This window comes from Butyrivibrio sp. Su6, assembly GCF_900108105.1.
Lineage (GTDB): Bacteria > Bacillota > Clostridia > Lachnospirales > Lachnospiraceae > Butyrivibrio.
This window is the reverse complement of record NZ_FNUR01000003.1, coordinates 107,939-128,123: the sequence shown is the minus strand read 5'-3', so window position 1 is coordinate 128,123 and position 20,185 is coordinate 107,939. Positions and strand designations below refer to the sequence as shown.

The 20,185-nt window shown below is 37.4% G+C and carries 22 protein-coding genes; 18 read left to right on the top strand and 4 right to left on the bottom strand.

From position 1 onward, the window contains the following. Window positions 1–256: 256 nt before the first annotated feature. The 13 genes from C4S54_RS04760 to C4S54_RS04695 all read left to right on the top strand — a co-directional run bounded on the left by C4S54_RS04760 (window position 257) and on the right by C4S54_RS04695 (window position 14,336). Window positions 257–2,248 carry a 2-isopropylmalate synthase gene (locus tag C4S54_RS04760; protein ID WP_022774938.1) on the top strand — a complete coding sequence of 664 codons (1,992 nt, stop codon included), beginning with the start codon at window positions 257–259 and terminating at the stop codon, window positions 2,246–2,248. A gap of 17 nt (window positions 2,249–2,265) precedes the next feature. After that, the gene (locus tag C4S54_RS04755) at window positions 2,266–2,925 is read left to right on the top strand and encodes a hypothetical protein (RefSeq protein ID WP_242973742.1); all 660 of its coding nucleotides are present in this window, start codon (window positions 2,266–2,268) and stop codon (window positions 2,923–2,925) included. Window positions 2,926–3,061: 136 nt separating this feature from the next. After that, entirely contained in the window at window positions 3,062–3,811 is a 750-nt protein-coding gene (locus C4S54_RS04750; protein WP_103868517.1) for an SIMPL domain-containing protein, read from the top strand. A 19-nt stretch (window positions 3,812–3,830) separates the two neighbouring features. Then, window positions 3,831–4,331: a gamma carbonic anhydrase family protein gene (locus tag C4S54_RS04745; protein WP_103868516.1), complete on the top strand. Its 501-nt coding sequence runs from the start codon at window positions 3,831–3,833 to the stop codon at window positions 4,329–4,331. Window positions 4,332–4,387: 56 nt separating this feature from the next. Beyond that, window positions 4,388–4,996 (top strand): sugar O-acetyltransferase, encoded by a 609-nt coding sequence (locus C4S54_RS04740; protein ID WP_103868515.1) that lies wholly within the window; start codon window positions 4,388–4,390, stop codon window positions 4,994–4,996. Between the two features lie 135 nt (window positions 4,997–5,131). Then, window positions 5,132–6,118, top strand: a complete 987-nt coding sequence (locus C4S54_RS04735; protein ID WP_103868514.1) for a glycosyltransferase family 8 protein — start codon at window positions 5,132–5,134, stop codon at window positions 6,116–6,118. Window positions 6,119–6,471: 353 nt separating this feature from the next. Further along, window positions 6,472–7,470, top strand: a complete 999-nt coding sequence (locus C4S54_RS04730; protein WP_103868513.1) for a glycosyltransferase family 2 protein — start codon at window positions 6,472–6,474, stop codon at window positions 7,468–7,470. A 5-nt stretch (window positions 7,471–7,475) separates the two neighbouring features. Next, window positions 7,476–8,588, top strand: a complete 1,113-nt coding sequence (locus C4S54_RS04725; RefSeq protein ID WP_103868512.1) for an EpsG family protein — start codon at window positions 7,476–7,478, stop codon at window positions 8,586–8,588. A gap of 42 nt (window positions 8,589–8,630) precedes the next feature. Beyond that, window positions 8,631–9,509 carry a glycosyltransferase family 2 protein gene (locus C4S54_RS04720; RefSeq protein ID WP_103868511.1) on the top strand — a complete coding sequence of 293 codons (879 nt, stop codon included), beginning with the start codon at window positions 8,631–8,633 and terminating at the stop codon, window positions 9,507–9,509. A gap of 92 nt (window positions 9,510–9,601) precedes the next feature. After that, complete coding sequence (locus C4S54_RS04715) at window positions 9,602–10,489, top strand: ATP-grasp fold amidoligase family protein (RefSeq protein WP_103868510.1); 888 nt, start codon at window positions 9,602–9,604, stop codon at window positions 10,487–10,489. Beyond that, entirely contained in the window at window positions 10,486–11,913 is a 1,428-nt protein-coding gene (locus C4S54_RS04710; RefSeq protein WP_103868509.1) for a flippase, read from the top strand. The genes C4S54_RS04715 and C4S54_RS04710 overlap by 4 nt, the downstream gene beginning before the upstream one ends. 343 nt (window positions 11,914–12,256) lie before the next feature. After that, window positions 12,257–13,393, top strand: coding sequence for a tocopherol cyclase family protein (locus C4S54_RS16095; protein ID WP_200821041.1), 1,137 nt, complete (start codon window positions 12,257–12,259; stop codon window positions 13,391–13,393). A gap of 61 nt (window positions 13,394–13,454) precedes the next feature. Further along, a complete protein-coding gene (locus C4S54_RS04695; RefSeq protein WP_103868508.1) occupies window positions 13,455–14,336 on the top strand; it encodes a nucleoside hydrolase in 882 nt (293 codons plus the stop codon). A 4-nt stretch (window positions 14,337–14,340) separates the two neighbouring features. Here the strand turns inward: C4S54_RS04695 and C4S54_RS04690 are convergent, their stop codons facing one another. The 4 genes from C4S54_RS04690 to C4S54_RS04675 all read right to left on the bottom strand — a co-directional run bounded on the left by C4S54_RS04690 (window position 14,341) and on the right by C4S54_RS04675 (window position 16,843). Beyond that, window positions 14,341–15,132, bottom strand: coding sequence for an ABC transporter permease subunit (locus tag C4S54_RS04690; RefSeq protein WP_103868507.1), 792 nt, complete (start codon window positions 15,130–15,132; stop codon window positions 14,341–14,343). A gap of 2 nt (window positions 15,133–15,134) precedes the next feature. Continuing rightward, a complete protein-coding gene (locus tag C4S54_RS04685) occupies window positions 15,135–15,830 on the bottom strand; it encodes an ABC transporter ATP-binding protein (protein WP_103868506.1) in 696 nt (231 codons plus the stop codon). A 101-nt stretch (window positions 15,831–15,931) separates the two neighbouring features. After that, window positions 15,932–16,402 (bottom strand): DUF3021 domain-containing protein, encoded by a 471-nt coding sequence (locus C4S54_RS04680; protein WP_103868505.1) that lies wholly within the window; start codon window positions 16,400–16,402, stop codon window positions 15,932–15,934. After that, entirely contained in the window at window positions 16,403–16,843 is a 441-nt protein-coding gene (locus C4S54_RS04675; protein WP_103868504.1) for a LytTR family DNA-binding domain-containing protein, read from the bottom strand. 133 nt (window positions 16,844–16,976) lie between these two features. Between C4S54_RS04675 and sfsA the strand changes: the two genes are divergently transcribed. The 5 genes from sfsA (at window position 16,977) to C4S54_RS04650 (ending at window position 20,154) form a co-directional block, all read left to right on the top strand. Next, window positions 16,977–17,663, top strand: coding sequence for a DNA/RNA nuclease SfsA (gene sfsA, locus C4S54_RS04670; RefSeq protein ID WP_103868503.1), 687 nt, complete (start codon window positions 16,977–16,979; stop codon window positions 17,661–17,663). After that, window positions 17,660–18,115 (top strand): D-aminoacyl-tRNA deacylase, encoded by a 456-nt coding sequence (gene dtd / locus C4S54_RS04665; protein ID WP_103868502.1) that lies wholly within the window; start codon window positions 17,660–17,662, stop codon window positions 18,113–18,115. The genes sfsA and dtd overlap by 4 nt, the downstream gene beginning before the upstream one ends. Window positions 18,116–18,218: 103 nt before the next feature. After that, on the top strand, window positions 18,219–19,181 hold the full coding sequence (locus tag C4S54_RS04660; RefSeq protein WP_103868501.1) for a DMT family transporter: 963 nt from the start codon (window positions 18,219–18,221) through the stop codon (window positions 19,179–19,181). Continuing rightward, window positions 19,160–19,651, top strand: coding sequence for an NUDIX hydrolase (locus C4S54_RS04655; RefSeq protein ID WP_103868500.1), 492 nt, complete (start codon window positions 19,160–19,162; stop codon window positions 19,649–19,651). The genes C4S54_RS04660 and C4S54_RS04655 overlap by 22 nt, the downstream gene beginning before the upstream one ends. Before the next feature lie 77 nt (window positions 19,652–19,728). Further along, window positions 19,729–20,154, top strand: coding sequence for an HIT family protein (locus C4S54_RS04650; protein WP_103868499.1), 426 nt, complete (start codon window positions 19,729–19,731; stop codon window positions 20,152–20,154). Window positions 20,155–20,185 lie beyond the last annotated feature (31 nt).

Below are 20,185 nucleotides of genomic sequence, written 5' to 3'. Positions count from 1 at the left end.
AGAAATCTCCTACCTATTTCAGCCACGTCTTGCCAACGTGGCTGATTCTTTTTTCATAAATATTTCTTTGCAAGGAATCACATTAATTTTAATCAATAAAAGTGATTAAATTCACCATGATGTAATTGGACAAAATTGTGGTAACATAATATTTATCAATAAAACAGAGCAATATTAATCTCTTTTGCGAAAAAATATCAATAAAGATGAACATAATTAATATCGCTACAATAAAAAACATCAAGGGGAGAAAGCAATGAAAAACGTTAACAAGTATCAGCGTCAGTACTTTATGCCGCCAAAAGCAACCTATGATTGGGTAAAAAAAGATTACCTTGATCATCCGCCAATCTGGTGCAGTGTTGATCTAAGAGATGGTAATCAGGCACTTATTGAGCCTATGAGTCTCGATGAGAAACTAGAGTTCTTTACCATGCTTGTTAACCTCGGCTTTAAGGAAATTGAAATTGGTTTCCCAGCAGCTTCTGAAACCGAGTTTGAGTTCGCCAGGACTCTTATTGAGAAGAACATGATTCCTGATGACGTTACAGTTCAGGTTCTTACACAGGCAAGAGAGCATATTATCAAAAGAACTTTCGAAGCTGTAAAGGGTGCTCCAAGAGCCATCATTCACCTCTACAACTCCACATCTGTAGCACAGCGTGAGCAGGTGTTTAAAAAGAGCAAAGAGGAAGTAATGAAAATTGCTGTCGATGGCGCAAAGCTTCTTGATAAGCTTGCAAAAGAGACAACAGGCAATTTCTCTTTTGAATATTCACCGGAAAGTTTCCCGGGAACAGAAGTTGACTATGCAGTTGATGTCTGCAATGCTGTTTTGGATGTATGGAAGCCAACTGCAAAGAATAAAGTTGTCATCAACATTCCAACAACTGTTGAGATTGCAATGCCACATGTTTTTGCAACTCAGGTTGAGTATATCAGTAAGAATCTTAAGTACCGTGATGCGGTAGTTCTTTCTCTTCATCCACACAATGACAGAGGTACCGGCGTCAGTGATGCTGAGCTTGGATGCCTCGCCGGTGCAGACAGGATTGAGGGAACTCTTTTTGGAAATGGTGAGAGAACAGGAAATGTTGATATCGTGACTCTTGCAATCAACATGTATTCACATGGTGTTGATCCAAAGCTTGACTTCAGCCATATCACAGAGGTCGGTGAGACCTATGAGCGCCTTACAAGAATGCACATATATGAGAGACAGCCATACGCAGGACAGCTTGTATTTACTGCTTTTTCAGGATCTCATCAGGATGCTATTTCAAAAGGCTTTGCCTGGCATGAGCAGAAAAAGGATGGCGGAATCTGGTCAGTTCCATACCTTCCTATTGATCCAAAAGACCTTGGAAGAGAGTATGACGGTGATGTTATCAGGATCAACAGCCAGTCCGGTAAAGGCGGCGTAAGCTACATTCTTAAGACTAACTATGGCATGATGGTTCCTAAGGAAATGCAGGCCGATGTCAGCTACACCATCAAGGATATTTCTGACAGAGAGCATGCTGAGCTTTCACCTGCCAGAATCTATCAGATTTTCGAGGACAAATACGTCCACAACGACAATGTGTTCAAGATTCCTTCTGTTCACTTTAAGCAGATTGATGGTATACTTGCAGAGGTTACAATTGCTCATGCGGATAAAGAGCATATTGTTGAGGCCAATGGTAACGGTCGTCTTGACGCTGTAAGTAATGCTATAAAGCAGTACTTTAATGTGAGCTATGAGCTTTCAACTTATGAAGAGCATGCTCTTTCAAGAGGTTCATCTTCAAAGGCCTGCACATATGTTGGCATTACCTTCAATGGCAAGAAGTTCTGGGGCGTAGGAATTGATGAAGATATTATCAAATCTTCCATCAACGCTCTTGTAATAGCGGTTAATCAGATTGATACGGTAAAAGACATCAAGAATAGTAAGGATGAAAGAATTAACTCCATCATCAATTATATTCAGGAGAATTACCTGACAGTAACACTTGATGATCTTTCAAAACAGTTTTATCTTTCAAAACCATATCTTTCAAAGTACATTAAGGAAAAATCCGGAATGACCTTTGGAGAGAATGTGAAGAGGATAAGACTCAATAAGGCCAGCACACTTCTTCGCAATGGTAACATGAAAGTTGAGAAAGTAGCAGAGGCAGCAGGCTATCAGAATGTTGAGCATTTCAACAGACTCTTTAAGAAGAAATATGGAATGACTCCTGTTCAGTACAGAAGTTCCAGATAATTGAAAGCAGGATTTATATGAACGGCTCACTCGAGTTTTTGAACATGATAAAAAATCAGTCCGGGAATAAGGAAAAAGCTAAGGAAAATAGACTGGTTGAAGAAGTAAAGAGCTATGATTTTGGTGCCGTAATTGCAGTTATCGATACTGAGACCAATTGGAATGATGAAGTGATGAGTCTTGGCGTTGCAATAGCAGATGCGTCTACCTATAAACTTCTTGGGAAAAGATATTATGTCTTTGACCCGGAATGCCGTGTGGGCGGTATTTACTCCAATGTTATGTATTATGGCGGAGTTAAAGGAAAATCAATGAACAGGGCAGATGCATTGGCTGATCTGAAAGCTTTTTTGAATAAAAATGGTATAGATAAAATTTTTGCTTACAATGCAAAGTTTGATTACAATCACCTTCCGGAGCTGCAGGAATTTGACTGGTACGACATTATGCGTATAGCTGCCTACAGGCAGTTCAACACATCTATTCCTGCGGAGCTTCCTTGCTGTAAAACCGGCAGATTAAAGATAGGCTATGGCGTTGAGCCGATCATGCATTATTTAACAGGCGATAGCAGATACCGTGAAGTTCATAACGCAGTATATGACGCTGTGGAAGAGCTTAAAATCATAGAGCTGTTGGGACATCCCGTCGAGACCTACGAGTGCGGACTGATTTGACCGGGAGCGGCAAGAGTAGATTTCGGATAATGGTCTATTTGAACCATCATATGAAATGCGTAAATTTAATAAAAATGCTATGATAAAAGTGGTGCTATTTGTGAATGGCATCACTTTTACTTATCAGGAGGTTGTTATGGAAGTAAAGAAAAATAGTTGGGTAAACGCACTTATTATTGGGGTCTGCATTGTAGCAAGCTGTGCACTTTTGGCATTTGGCTTGTCTCATTTCAGGTCAGAGAGCAGCCATGTCATTTCTGCAACAGGAAGCGCAAGCGTTGATTTTGAAGCAGACATTATTATCTGGAGAGGTTCTTTTTCATCAGTTGCATATACATCTCAGGAAGCCTATGCAAAAGTTAAACAGGATGCAGATTATGTAAGACAGTATCTTTTGGATAACAACGTATCTGAGGATGAGATAGTTTTCAGTTCAGTTGATATCAGAAGAACTTACAGAGATATTTATGATGCTAACGGTAATTATACGGGCTCTGAACCGGATGGTTATCAGCTTACCCAGAGCGTAACTGTTTCATCAGGTAATCTCGATAATGTTGAAAAGATTTCCAGAGATATCTCAACTCTTTTGGATAAAGGAGTGGAACTGACATCTGATTATCCTGAGTACTACTATTCAGATCTTGATGCCCTAAAGCTTGACCTTATCGATAAAGCTTCTGTAAATGCCAAGGACAGGATCGATATAGTTGCTGAGAACTCCGGTGCCAAGCTTGGAAAACTCAAAAACTCAAGCCTTGGAGTTTTCCAGATCACAGCCAAGAACTCAGGCACAAGCAGCTACTCCTACGACGGAGCCTTCGACACAAGCTCACGTTATAAGACTGCTACTATAACTGTCAGGTTGGAGTATGATCTGAAGTAAGCTGGGGAAAAGTGGCGTAATGAAAAATACTGAACATGTAATTGATAAAACTGCTTACATAGCAGATGGCGCAAAAGTAATAGGTGATGTATCGATAGGTAAGGACAGTGCTGTCTGGTATAACGCTGTAGTAAGAGGAGATTCTTGCAAGATTACAATTGGTGAACGTACCAATATCCAGGATCTTGCATGCCTTCATGTTGATAAAAAATATAAGCTTGTAGTTGGAGATGATGTCACCATCGGACATAGCGCAATAGTTCATGGATGTGAGGTTGGAAACAGAGTCCTTATCGGCATGGGAGCCATTATAATGAACGGTGCCAAGGTAGGAGATGACTGTATAATTGGTGCCGGCGCCCTTGTTACGGAGAATGTAGAGATACCTTCTGGCTCCATGGTTTATGGCTCTCCTGCAAAAGTAGTAAGACAGCTGACAGATGAGGAAAAGCAGGGGATACTTGATAATGCTGCCCTTTATGTGGAGCATGCAAGAAATGCGATGGATAAAAGCTGTTAACTTTTGTAGGAAATGGTAGTGGGAATCATTGTGTAATGAATAACCAGGAGATAAAAATGAATCAAAAAGAGAGAATGTTGGCAGAACTTCCTTACAAGGCATGGATGGACGGCTTAAGCGAGGAACGTCTTGAAAACAAAAAGAAGATATATAAGTACAACAATCTTGAACCTGGTAATTTCGAAGCTCAAGACAGGCTTATTAAAGAAATACTAGGTAAAACAGGAAAAAATATCAATATTGAAGCTCCTTTTCATTGCGACTATGGTTATAACATTGAGGTGGGCGAGAACTTTTTTGCCAATTATAATCTTACTATTCTCGATGTTGGAAAGGTGAAAATCGGTGACAATGCTCAGATTGCACCTAATGTTTCAATTTATACCGCTGGTCACCCTGTTCATCCAGACTCTCGCAATTCAGGTTATGAATATGGAATAGCAATTACTATCGGCGATAATGTTTGGATTGGCGGAAATACATGTATTCTGCCGGGAGTAACCATAGGAAACAATGTGGTGATCGGCGCGGGAAGTGTAGTAACTAAGGATATTCCGGATAATGTAATAGCTGCCGGTGATCCATGTAAGATAATCCGCGAAATCACTGAAAAGGATAGGGACTTCTACTATCGGGATCGTAAATTTGATGTGGGGGATTATTGATCAAAATATGAAACTAAAAGGATTGAAAGCGTAGATTTGATGCAAAATCTACGCTTTTTAATATGACAGAGAACAATATATAGTTTATAATTAATCTAAATAGAAGGTTAACCATTCTACATAGTGAGGTTGATTATGAATATTATGTATCTTTGCGATAACAATTACGCGTATATTGCTGGAATAAGTATTCTGTCACTTATGGATAATAATAAAGATGTTGAGGATATAACATTCTACATTGTTGAAGATGGTATTGATGATGAAAATAAAACCAAGATAAAAGAGTTAGTAGATAGATTTCATAGAAGTGTTTTTTTTATTCCTAAACCAGACCTTAAACCATTGTTAGGGGAAAGAATACAATTGCATTGGTGGATAGAAAATGTTTTTTCGCGTGTTTTTTTACAGGAAGTATTTAAGGAATATCCTGATGTAGATAGGCTACTATATATTGATTGTGATACTTTGGTTCTAGGGAATATAGAAACCTTATGGAATACTAAGCTTGGTAGCTATATTGGAGCTGGAGTCTGTGAGGCTATGGGAAATCTTCATAAAAAGGCAATTGGATTAAAAAATTTCGATAATTATTATAATGCTGGGGTATTTTTGATTGATTTAGCTAAATGGAGAGAATATGAAATAGATAAAAAGGCATCTATATTTGTTAAAAGTCATAAGGGAAAGCTTGAATACGCAGATGAATCTGTACTAAATGGTGTTTTGTCTTCACAGCTTATGAGTGTAGATCCTAAGTACAATGTTACTTCACTTACAGTTTATTTCAATGAAAAAGAATTGAAGAAGTATAGAAAGTCTTATCATACGTATACTGACGAGGAGAGAAAAGCAGCATTATCTGATCCGAGAATTGTACATTTTACTTCTACATTTTTGGATAACAGGCCATGGGTAGAAGATTGTAGTCACCCATTTAAGGATAAATGGGATTATTATAAAAGCGAATCGCCCTGGAAAGATAGAGAGTTAGCAAAAGATAATAGGAGCAAGAAAAAGAGGATAGCAAGGAATATTGCTATGAAATTGCCTAAATTATTTCGAATAGAGATTACGGGCTTTATTCATGCGTATATAAAACCTCTACAGTACATTATATAATTGGATACTTGAGTATGTTAGCAGATAGAGAAAAATGCACAGGTTGCAGTGCTTGAGCGCATGTGATTATAAGTGCATGTGGAAAATATGAATATGATGAAACTATGAAAATATGTAAGAATGTGTTTTTGGGAAAAATGTGTTTGTTATTACATTTAACGCTGTGGATGGAAAAAGTTGTTATGAAGATAATAGGAACTTGCAAAAAAGGTTAGCATTGAGGATGTTGAAAACTATAGGAATCTTGGCAATGGGACCGCATATATTTGTTATAGGAATACAATGTGCGAAACACTAATTTGAGTAACGTGTATGTGGTACTTTTGCCATAGGTGTTTAGAGGTTTATATAGAATGGAATTAATAAGCATAATTGTCCCTGTATATAATGCAGAAAAGTATATAGTAGAGTGTCTCCTCAGTATAAAAACACAGACATATAAAAATATAGAAATATTACTTATTGATGATGGATCAAAAGATAATTCTATTGAAAAATGTAAATCTATAATTGAAGGAGATGAAAGAATTAAAGTTTTTTGTAAAGACAATAATGGGCAAGCAAGTGCTAGAAATTATGGCATAAGGCAAGCAACAGGCAAATATATCATGTTCTGTGATAGCGATGATATTTTGGCGCCAACGTATGTGGAACTATTATACAACGCTGTTAATCGGGAAAAAAGTGATTTGGCGTGTTGCGAAACTGTAAAATTCTTGGACAATGATAATAACAAACTAAAAAATCTTTGGACTAAAGAATATTTGTATAATGAAAAATATAGATCATACGAAGGCAAGGAGCTAATACCAGATAGTTTATATGAAAAAATCCGTATTACAGAGCCTGTAGGGAAAATATATAAAACTTCTTTATTCGAAAAGGTGATGTTTCCGGAGGGACTCATTTTTGAGGATTTGGCTACGACTTATAAAGTACTATTGTTATCAGATAAAGTTACAATTATTGAACCTAAATTATATGGCTATAGAAAGCGTGTGGGCTCAACTTTAAATAGTCCGTTTTCTAACAAATGTTACAGTGCAATATGGGTTTCTAAACAGATGTTGGAAGATTTAAAGGACGATGCTTACTGTTATAATGCTGCGTGTTGCGCCGCGTTTAGAGTTAACAGATTGGTATATTACAGAATTAATTGGCGTGATATAGATAATAAAAAAATGATTTGGAATCAAATTTGTAATTATAGAAAAGCAGTTGTGCACGATGGAAGAGCCAAAAAATATGAAAGAGCATTGGCTATTCTAAGTTATCTTGGAAGAGATGCTTTTCTGTATATAGTACGTTTCTATGAAAAGATGAAGATAGTATATTATATGTTTCAAAGGTAGGAAGAATGCTTTTCTGGCTTATAAATGCGATTATTTTTGGTGTCTACTCGTTGTGGGGACTCATAGAAAAGAAGAATAACAAGTATTTAATGATAGCATTTGTACATTTGTGTACGATAGCTACACTTAGAGGCGCCCATGTTGGAAGTGATACATATAGGTATACTATTGATTACTTGAGAATTGTAGATGGAGTTTTTAATGGGAGCACAATTATTGAGAAAAACTCAGTATTTTACTATTATCTTAGAGGCGTTTCACTTTTTTTAAAAAAAGCTAATGGGTACATGATAGCCACTGCTTTTCCTACTGTTTCGATAGTTTTTTACATTATAAAAAAATACTCTGAAAACTACTATGCTAGTATAGTTATTTTTCTATCATCTTACCTTTATTTTTTTTCATTTAATGCAAGTAGACAATTCTTAGCAATAGCCATTACTATGTTGGCATTTGACTTTACACAGAGAAAGAAAATAGTATCATCGTTGGTTCTTTATTTTATGGCTATCAGTATTCATAATTCAACCATAGTATTTGGCGTTTTTTATATATTTCATTTCATTAAGTGGACGATAGCCAAATACATGATTATGTCAATTGCGACTGCTATTGCTACGGTACTTAAGAATCAATTTTTAAGCATTTTTGTTGCTTTTTTTCCAAAATATAGGTGGATAATAAAAAGCTCATATTTGTATAAGTGGTCTTCTAGTGGAAAAAGCTCTATTATATTGGCTAGTTATGCAGCATTAGCAGTATTGCTTTGTCTATACTGGATTCTTTCAAGTAATCAGATTATTGTTTTGATAATAAACAATAAAAGGATTGAGTGTGAAAGTACTATTAATAAGACACAGTTTTTGTTTGAATTGATGGCTATGATGACTGTGACTTTTGTAATAAATGCCTTTTTTCCATCGGTTATCTTGTTCACGAGGGTATCATATACGTTATTTGTTTACATTATCATTTTGTTAGCAAATTCTATTGAAAACATTAAGGGGTACAAATATCTTTTGCTGGCATTAACTCTAATGCCTTTGATTATTTATATGATAATGAAACTGAATGGTAATTATTCAGGGGTATTGGAGTACTATTTTTTTAATGGATGAAGTATTTGGGGGAGAAGAGAGCATCTTTATTGGGAGAATAGAATGATTTCTAGAAGTGAAACTATTGATAATTATCTTATATCTGTTATTATTCCGCACTATAATTGTCCACAAAAACTAAGTAGATTAATAGCATCAATTTATAACGATGATATGATTCAAATAATTGTAGTGGATGATCAAAGCACATTATTTACTGAACAATATGCAGAATTGGTAGAAAAATATAAGGATAAGGTGGAGTTCTACTGCAATGATGTGAATCAGAGAAGCGCGGGAAGATGTAGAAATATTGGTATAAAAAAAGCTAAAGGAAAATGGTTGTTATTTGCAGATTCTGATGATTATTTCCTAGATGATGCATTTGAATTGCTGCTGAAATATGCCAATACCTATTTTGAATATGATATAGTTTTTTTTTCACCAGATCATGAAGATAAAAGATCTAATCGAGTTCTGTTTTATCAAAGGTTAATATGGTCGTATGATAAAAGTAATGTTGGCGAACTCAGAATAAGATATCTTTGGGATGCACCATGGTCAAAACTAATTAAGAAAGAGATTGTTACCAAGAACAATATTAAGTTTGATGAAATTAAAGTGGCCAATGATGTAATGTTCTCATGTAAAGTGGGAAATGTTGCTAAGAAAATATGCGTTGTAGATGAAAAATTTTATATTATTACTGAGAATGATGGTTCACTTACTAACAAAAAATCAGCAGAAAATTGGATGAGCCGAATAGATGTATTAATAAATAAAAGTAATTATTTACTATGCGAATTGTCAGAAAGCGATTATAAAGCTTTACATATTAATGGTAGAAATATGCTTATTATGACTCTTACAAAGGGGTATGGCTTTAAGATGTTTATATCAATCTTACAAAAGCTATATGCGAATAGAATAAGAATTCTTTAGAGGTTTAGTCTGTGATATTGAGAACGTTTGTGATTTTGCTATAAATTGTGGTTATCTTATATAAAAAAGTTTGTGTTTTCTATGGGGTAGCAATGCAAAATATAAAGAAAATTAATTATACTATAAAGTCATATATGCCTAAGGAAATGTATCCATTATACTTGAAATATGCCTATTTTAAGCAATTTGGGAAAATATGCAGCTTATCATCTCCCAAAAGCTATTCGGAAAAAATACAGTGGAGTAAGCTACATAGAACAAATGAGTTGTTAACTAGGCTATCAGATAAAATAACAGTTAGAGAATGGATAAAAGAAAAGGTAGGAGAAGAATATCTAGTTCCTTTAGTTGGTGATATTTATTCAAGGGCAGAGAACATTAGTTTTGATAACTTGCCTAATAGATATGTTATGAAAGCTAATCATGGATGCGGCTTTGTTGCAGTGATAAATGATGCATGCCAAGTGGATAAGGATAGACTTAGATTCGAAGCTGATAACTGGTTAAAACATAATTTTGCTTTTGAAACTCTTGAACTGCAATATAAGAATATTGAACCCAAAATTTACTTTGAGAAAAATCTTCTTACATCTGAAATGAAAGGTTTGACGGATTATAAATTCTTTTGTTTCAATGGAAAAGTTTTTTGTTTATATGTGATGATAGACACATATCCAGATCATAAAAAAGCTAAATTGGGTATATTAGATCGGGACTTTAATATGTTGCCTTATCGAAGAGCGGATTTTGAAGCAATAGAAAGGCCTTTGAAAAAACCTATGAATTATGAAAAAATGATTGAATTGGCAGAGAAATTGTCTGAAGGTTTTTCACACGTTAGGGTTGATCTATACAATATTAATGGAAAAATTTATTTTGGAGAGATGACGTTTACCACTGGAAGTGGTTTTTTTAAATATGATCCGGAAGAGTTTGATGAAATAATTGGTGAAAAGTGGAATTTACATTTAGGAATATGAAAAGCAAAGGAAAAAGTATAAAGACTAATTTTGTTTTTAATTCTTTGTACCAAATTTCAGGTATAATTGTGCCTCTTATTACACTCCCGTATCTATCGCGCGTTCTTCATGCTTATGGATTGGGGAGTTATTCATTCGCTTATTCAGTGGCCTACTATTTTTATATTTTCATTAAGTTGGGGTTGCAAAACTACGGAAATAGAACGATAGCGTATGCAAGAAATGATAAAGACAACTTGTCAAAAGTATTTAGTGAGATATATGTATTTCAATTATTTATGGCGGGACTAGTAATATCAGTATATGCTATATATGTTGCTTGCTTAGCACCTAATAAACTTTTGGCATCTATTTTTTTACTATTGGTTATGGCAGGAGGAATAGATCTTACTTGGTTATTGTATGGACTTGAGGAATTCATAATAACATCTGTTAGAGATATTATAATAAAAATTGCTACAGCAATATGTATTTTTATGCTTGTGAAAACTGAGACGGATGTTTGGAAATATGCGTTGATTTATTCAGCGGGGGGGTTATTAAGCCAGCTTGTTGTATTACCATATATTTGTTCAAAGGTGAAATTTGTTGCTCCTAGTATTAATGGGGTAGTGGCACACATTAAGCCTAATTTGTTTTTGTTCCTGCCTACAATTGCGGTAAGCATTTATAAGACAATGGATAAAATAATGCTTGGTTCTATGACAACGGAATTAGAGCTGGGATATTACCATAGTTGTGAAAGTATTATAAGTGTTCCGTTGGCATTAATTACAGCATTAGGGACTGTTATGCTTCCGAGGATGTCCAACATGATATCTGTAGGAAAAACACAAGATGAAATAGGAAACATATTTAATAAATCAATTATATTTGCAATGTTTATGTCTTCATCTGTCTGTATGGGAATAATGACTGTAGCAGTAGAGTTTGTTCCTATATTTTATGGAATGGGATTTGAAAGATGTATATCATTGTTTTATATACTTCTTCCAAGTTGTTTGTTTCTTGCGTTTGCTAATGTTATTAGAACACAATATCTGTTGCCAAGGAAAAAGGATAAACTATTTATTACATCTTTGTTTTTGGGCGCGGCAGTAAATGTGTTGCTGAATTTAATACTTATACCACAATATGCTTCACTTGGTGCTTCGATAGGTACTTTGACAGCGGAGATAGTGGTATGTGTTGTCCAGGCAGCTTTCGTTTACAAGGAAGCCAACATAGGTAGAAATGTGGTCAATTCTTTACCATTCATTATTTCTGGAATATTAATGTTTGTTGTATTTAAGGGATACAGGCCTCCATTGCAAAATGATATCCTTGCTTTGCTTGTGAAAATAATAATAAGTGGCATATTTTATTTGGCAGTATTAGGAATTATCATTTTTGCGAAAAAAAGAATATGTTGTCACCCGAACTGATGTTTGCTAAAATAGACTGGTGCTACCATAACGGTAGGCGGTTAGCCCTATCCTAACGAAAGGAGGTAATAATCCAATCGAAAGGAGGGCATACATAATGGTGAACTTTTCAGATCTGTTTCAATACACGATGATGATTGTTGCCGTAGCAACCTTTGCTTATCTTTTAGGCAAAAGAAAATAACCGCCCCAGCCTAGCAACTGAACGGTTATTATCATAACTAATCATTTAAAGGGCTAACCGTCTATCGGTAGCACTTTTGTTAATATGATAATAGCACAAAAGAATTTTTTTTAAAAGACAAAAAGTAAGATAGTAAAAATGTGAAAATGAGGTAAACCATTGTTTAACAGATCAGACATAACCAGAAATCAGTGCCAACTCTTTGGTGGTCAGGCGAAGCTTGGGTACGATTGGTGGTGGCACTCTTTTACTGCAATAGATAGTGAAACCGGAGATGAAAAGCCCTTTTTTATAGAGTTCTTTTTATGTAATCCTGCCTGTGGAGGGGCTGAACCAGTACTTGGGCAGCTTCCTGCGAATAGAGCGAAAGGTGTGAAGCCTTCGTACCTCATGGTTAAGGCTGGTTGCTGGGGCGAAGGAGCCAGACAGATCCATAATTTCTATGGCTGGGAAAAGATTGACGTGGATATGGGAGTTCCTTTTTCAATAAAGGCAGGAGAGTGCTTTCTTACTGAGGATAAAACCTGGGGAAGAGTGAGTTTGTCTGAGGAAGAAGTGGATAAGCACCCTGAATATATGTCAGGAAGTGGAGAAATTACATGGAATCTGACAATAAATAAGAAAATTGCCTTTAATGTGGGATACGGAGCAGGAAACCTTTTTAGAAAGCTCCAGCTTTTTGAGATGTTTTGGCACGCAGAGGGCATGAAGACAGAGTATTCAGGTGAGATAGTATTGGATGGGCATAAGTACACTGTTGATCCCAAGACCTGCTATGGATATGCTGACAAGAATTGGGGAAAAGATTTTACGTCTCCCTGGGTGTGGCTTTCATCCAACAATCTTACAAGTAAGCTTCTTGATAAGAAACTTGAAAATAGTGTATTTGATATAGGTGGTGGAAGGCCAAAAGTTGGGCCTATTGCCTTGAACAGGGAGCTTCTTTCAGCCTATTGGTATGAAGGAAAGCCATATGAGTTCAATTTCTCTAAGTTTTGGACTTTTACGCGAACCTCATTTAATTGCAAGGAAACTGATGACAAGATTGTTTGGCGAGTAGAACAAAAGAATCTGTTTGATTGTATAGTTGCCAATATTTCATGTGATAAAAAAGACATGCTCCTTGTGAACTATGAAGCTCCAAATGGAAAGAAACTTCACAAACGTCTTTGGAACGGCGGAAACGGAAAGGGCACAGTAATGCTTTTCCATTGCGGACGACTTGTCGACGAAGTTATCTGTGAAAATGTTGGTTGTGAATATGGGGAATATGATCAGCGGTTATCAAGATTATAAATTCTATTTGACGCGCGTCAAATAATCTATCGAGCAAATACAGTTATTGGGGGAATACAAAATGGGGATACAGTACAAAGTTCCGGATTACAAGAAAATCAGAGTAATAATAGACACGGATGCGGCCTGTGAGGCGGACGATCCTTTTGCAATTGTTCATGGACTGCTAAGTCCTAAGCTTATTGTTAAAGCCATAGCGGCAGAGCATTTTAAGGTAAAAGACTCAGAACAAAGAAGCTACAAAGAGATAGAGACAATCCTTGATGCTATGGATTTATCAGTTCCGGTGCTTCACGGTCAAAAGGGACCATTAAGTGAGGATAAAGAAGTTTCGGAAGCATCAAGATTTATAATTGATGAAGCCTTGAAGGATGAGCCCAATCCTTTATTCGTTCTGTGTCAGGGCGCTATAACCAATGTGGCCAAAGCGCTTCAAACCTGTCCTGAGATAAAAGACAAAATGACGATAGTCTGGATAGGAACTCATGGGGAGGCTCCATGCAAAGCGCCATTTACAGAGTTTAATTCAGTGAATGACATCGAAGCAGCCAACTACGTGCTTCAGAGCGGAGCCAATATCTGGCTTATTCCTTCACATGTATACATTACAGTCAACATAGGGCTTGCAGAGATTGAGCGCCGTATAAAGCCATGCGGAAAAATAGGAAATCACCTCTACACTCAGATGACTGAATACAATATGTCCGAGGCAGCAGGCTGGACCCAGGGAGAGAGCTGGTCTCTTGGCGATTCTCCAGCTATTGCAGTAACTATTAATCCCGGATGCGGCCACTATCACACTGCCAAGGCACCTCTGGTGCTGGATGACACTTCGTCTGCAGTAAAAGATGATAATCCGGACATCAGAATATACACAGATGTGGATTCAAGGTACATCATTGAGGACCTTGTCGCAAAGCTGGAGTTGTTCGTCTTTACGTAATTTCTCAGGACGCCAGATCTCTTTTGTTATAGAACCAGAAAGCAAACAGTACTCCACAAATCAAAACGCCACAGGCAACGACAATTCCGGTCACCGGAAGCTTAGCCTCAGTGAATATCTCCGAAGCATTTGCATAGGAAAAGGGCCCGATGAACAAATACTTCTTTAAATCAGGAATAACCCTGCCCATTACGTCATAGGCGTAGAATAAAAGAGCCATTCCAAGTCCAAGTCCCATCCTGTTTTTGCCGGTAAGAGATGAGAGCGCAAGGCATATTCCTGCGACTTCAAGGTTCATAAGAAGCTGTCTTGCCATAAATGTGAAAAAGAGATCCAGAGGCATTTCTTCTCCTAAAATACTAAAGCCCAGCAGATAAAACAAAGTGCATACAGCGGTAAAAAGAACCAGCATAATAGCAACGCACAGCGATTTGGCAGTAAGAATCCGATTCCTTGAAAGAGGAAGAGAAAAAAGAAATTCGCCTGTGTGGGCATCTTCCTCTTTTGAAATGATATTGATTGCGATGATCGCTGCAAACATACAGCTTCCAAGGCCGTGAACTGCGCCTATTTCAGTGGCAAAGTACCCTTTCAAGGTTGCGATGCTCAAAGTGCTCATTCCAAAGGCCTCTGAAAAGGCTCCCATATTAGAAAAGGCATCAGCCATATCCTTCATTTCACCTTCCATAGACTTATATAATAATATGCAGACGAGCCCGAGAGCACCAACGGACAGGCTCCATATCAGAAGATTTTTAAGATTAAGTAATAGCTCTCTTTTCAATACAGCTCTCATTTTTATCCCTCCTCTTCTTCGTAGAAACTAAGGAACGTTTCATCATCTATATGCGGAGTGTCCAGCATCGTGAGCCTGCCTTCTCTCATGATTGCGGCATTTTTACAATACTTATCGACTTCCGACAGCACATGGGTAGACAAAAGACAAGTGGCTCCCTGGGCGACATATTCATTTATAAGTTCAAAGAATTTCTTTTGCATAAGAGGATCAAGACCTCCGGTGGGCTCATCAAAGATAAAAAGGCGAGGTCTATGCTGCATGGCACAGACTATGCTGACTTTTTTTCTGTTTCCAAGGGATAGTTGTTTGATCTTTTTATGAGTGTCAACTTTTAGTCTTTCACAAAGTTTGCCTGCTTCTTCGCTGCAATTAAGTCCGCGGACATCTGCAGCGTATTTTATGACATCAGCTACCTTCAGGGAATCGTAGAACCAGGCTTCTGAAGGCATATATCCAACATTCTTTAAAATCTTCTCATGGTCTTTTACACTGTCCATGCCAAGTATCCTTATGTTGCCGGAATTTATCTTCAAAAAGCCCAGCATAGAGCGGATGGTAGTAGACTTTCCTGCGCCATTAGGCCCAAGAAAACCGAATATATCTCCTTCTTTTACATTAAGGGAAACGTCGATAACGCCTCTGTTCTTGCCATAGCTTTTGGTTAAATGACTTATCTCAATAACGTTTTCTTTCATAAAGCACCTCCTCTTGTTCTTGTAATTTATTCATAACAAAAATAAAAAACGGGAACAATATCTGTTCCCGTAAGGTGCACTATTATGCCGCTAACATTCACTTAACTATCCTCTTTTTTGTGCTCAGTCTGAAAGAGTTTCAAATCTTCGTTAAGTTTTTTATCATCAATTATTCGTTTATACTTGTAAATCAAATATACGCAGACATAGACAAGAAGGATATATGCTGCAAATAGAAAAGTGACCAAAAGGTCTTTGTTAAACCAGTTAAAAAGCCAGGAAAGTAGGCAGTATACGCAAGTACACCCCACCATTCCTACAATTTCTTTTGCCTTAAGAGTATCTGCTTCATCAAAGTTCCACAATAGGTAAACTTGAATGTAGCCAATGATATAGCAGGCGAGGATCAGCTCTGTCATGTGCAGGATGCTGGCATCATAGACACCGTTTATCAACCTGTATACGCAGTAATAGAACAGGAAGGCAAAGAAGTAAAGACATGCTTTAAACTCAATCCCTATTTCTTTTGTAAGGTACAACTCCCAAAGTGTTACTTTTTTCTTGTTCTTCATCTATCTGCCTCCTTTCAAAAGACGCCTGAAATCTGATGCATATCTTCTTGAAATGATTATGTGTTCACCACTTTCCATGGTCGCGTCAATCCTGTTTGAAGACAGGCTCTTTAAGGTCTTTACCTTATTGACATTGATCACCATTGACTTGCTGCATCTGAAAAAGGCTTCATCGCTGATTTCCATGACAAATGAGTTGAGAGTTCCGTCTAAACGCACGACTCTGTTTCCGGTGTATGCGAAAAGCTTATCATCAACGGATTCCAGGTAGAGGATACTTGAAATGCTGATGCTTACAGTTTCTGTATCAGTCTTGCCCCAAAGTTTATTTTCCGACTTCTCCAGAATTCCAATTATTCTTTTTAAATCCGGAGAAAGCGCTTTATACCTGATGGTAATGCTTTCTTCGCCGAAATCGATTTTTTGAATATCTATTTTCATGTGGCTTGATTTTTCCTGATTATGAAATGCGAATTATTTGTCTCACTATTATTTTATCATAGCAGGCATGTATCTTGAATCTTTGATTCCTTATTACTGGTCATTAGCTACAAAGTAATGGTAAAATCAGCTTATGATTTACGAAAACATTATAGAAGCAAAATTCATATCAAGACCAAACAGATTCATTGCCATAGTGAGCGTAGATGGCGATGAAATCAAGGTGCATGTAAAGAACACCGGCAGATGCAAAGAATTATTGATCCCAGGATGCACGGTATATCTTGAAAAGGCTGGCAATCCGGAGAGAAAGACGCCGTATGATCTTGTTGCAGTTGAAAAAGACGGGAAAATAATAAATATTGATTCCCAGGCTCCAAATAAAGTTGTTAAGGAATGGCTTGAAAGCACAGGTAAGTACAGCAAGGTGCAGCCTGAATACAAGTATGGAAATTCCAGAATTGACTTTTATATGGAAAAAGAAATTCCTAATAAATCAGTACAGCCCTACCTTATGGAAGTTAAAGGCTGCACGCTTTTTAAGGATGGAATAGGGTATTTTCCTGATGCACCGACGGAGCGAGGAACCAAGCATTTAAAAGAGCTGACTATGGCCTTGGAAAAAGGAATAAAAACCAGAGTTGCCTTTGTTATTCAGGGAGAGGGAATCAGTGAAGTAAGGCCAAATGAGGAGACAGATCCTGAATTTGCCAAAGCGTTTTATGAGGCGAAAAAAGCAGGAGTTGAGATTGTTTTTTATCTGTGTGAAGTGACACCTAACACACTAAAAATTGTATCGGAAAGAGGGGAAGCAGAATGAGAGCAGTTGTTACAAGGGTTCTCTCGGCGTCAGTGACGATAGATGGAGAGAAATATTCAGAAATCGGGAAAGGATTCATGGTCCTTTTGGGAGTCCATACGAATGATACAAAAGAAATAGCAATAAAAATAGCAGATAAGATCTGCGGGCTCAGAGTATTTGAGGATGAAAACGGTAAGATGAATGTTAATCCAAAAGATGCAGGAGCGCAGATACTAATTGTCAGCCAGTTCACACTTTATGCAGATTGCAAGTCAAGGCGTCCGGGCTTTACAGATGCCGCAAGACCTGAAATATCAAATCCGCTGTACGAGCTTGTAGTTGAAGAGTGCAGAAACAGAGGCTTTGAAGTTAAAACAGGCGTCTTTGGCGCTGATATGAAGGTTGAGTCTATAAATGACGGACCGGTGACAATACTTCTTGACAGCGACGAGCTATATGCAAAAGGGTGAATAATTAGAATTGATATTTGTTAATGCTAAGATTATGCTATAGTTATTTGCAATCAATTTCCTGTATAATGAACTTCATATGCTATATGGAGGAAATTGAAAAATGACAGAAAACAAAAATTCATTTTGGACACTTGCGCCGTTGGTTGTGCTGGTGGCCATATTTTGCTGCGTGTTGTGGGGAAGCGCATCACCTGCAATCAAGATTGCTTATGAGTTATTCAAAATAGATGCAAGCGATACGCCATCAAGGCTGGTTCTTGCAGGTGCGAGGTTTATGCTTGCGGGAGTTATGACTATATTTTTGGGCTCAATACTGGCCAAAAAGCCTTTGATACCGCAGAAAGATTCGTGGAAATATATAGTGGTACTCTCACTTTTTCAGACTATAGGTCAGTATTATTTCTTTTTTATGTCACTGGCAAATACTTCAGGCGTGAGAGGCTCTATCATAAATGCATCAGGAAACTTCCTGGCTCCGCTATTTGCTATTTTTCTATTTAAGCTTGAGAAGGTTTCAGCCAAAAAACTCATCGGCTGCGCAACAGGTTTTCTTGGAATCATTATGTTCTTTGGCGGCGCAGGAGCTTTGGTGAGCGGAGCGCCGATGACTTTAAATGGTGAGGGAGCGATGCTTGCAGCAGCTTTTTTCTATGCTATATCAGGCTGCAGTATCAAAATCTTTTCAAAGCATGAGAATCCTGTTATCCTCAGTGGCTATCAGTTCTTTTTAGGCGGTGCAGTTCTGCTTATCATTGGACTGGCCCTTGGAGGAAGCCTTAATTTCTACAGTACAGGCTGTTATCTTAACCTGATCTACATGGGCTTTATTTCCGCAGGAGCATACACACTTTGGGGAGTTCTTCTTAAATACAATCCGGTCAGCAAAGTTTCAGTCCTTGGATTTGTTAATCCGATAATGGGAGTTTTGCTGTCAGCGCTTTTTCTGGGAGAGGGACAGGAAGCACTGTCAATGGCGAGCATTGTGGCACTTTTGCTTGTTTCAGCCGGGATTATTATAGTAAATTATGAGAGGTCAAAGAAATGGCAAGAAGAGAAGGCTTAACGACTCTTTGTTATCTTGAAAGAGACGATAAATACTTAATGCTTCACAGAGTATCAAAAAAGAATGATATCAGTAAAGACAAGTGGATCGGCGTTGGCGGGCACTTTGAGGAAGATGAGAGCCCTGAAGAATGCATAAAAAGAGAAATTCTTGAGGAGACAGGATATGATGTTCCGCTTGAAAGTTTGGAATATCGTGCAATAATCACATTCATTTCACAAAAAGGTGACTATGAGCTTATGTCTTTATTTACTGCCAAAGCACCTGACGGTGAGCCAAAAGATTGCGATGAAGGAGTGCTCACATGGGTAGAGAAGGATAAGCTTTTTGACCTTAACCTCTGGGAAGGAGACAAAATATTTTTCAGACTCATGGAAAAAAGTCATGATTTCTTTTCACTGAAAATGGTATATGATAGAGAAGACAATCTCATTGAGGCAGTTCTCAATGGAAAAAAGATGCAGTTGTAAGAATGTGTATTGCTGATGCGATGCGGAGTTTTTCACAGACAACTTGTCAGAAAAAAACGATTTTGGAGGATAAAAAGATGGTAAAAGATAATAATTGTGGATATTGTGTTGGCGGAGAGCCACTTGCAAAATTTGGTATAAAGATCTGCGACCTTGAGGTCAGCCAGCTTATTCTTTTTAAAGAGCAGAGCCATCCGGGAAGATGCATTGTGGCTTACAAGGATCATGTCAGTGAGATAGTTGATATCTCAGATGCAGAAAGAGATGCATTTTTCAGAGATGTAAACAGAGCATCCAAGGCTATACATAAGGCCTTTAACCCTGATAAGGTAAACTATGGCGCATATGGCGATACAGGCTGTCATCTTCACATGCATCTTGTACCAAAGTACAAGGACGAATTTGAGTGGGGAGGAGTTTTTGAAATGAACCCTGGCAAGAAGTTCCTTACAGATGCAGAATATGAAGAAATGATCAATAAGATAAAGGAAAATCTGGAGTAAAGCTGCATTTAAAGTAGGCAGCCACTTCAGT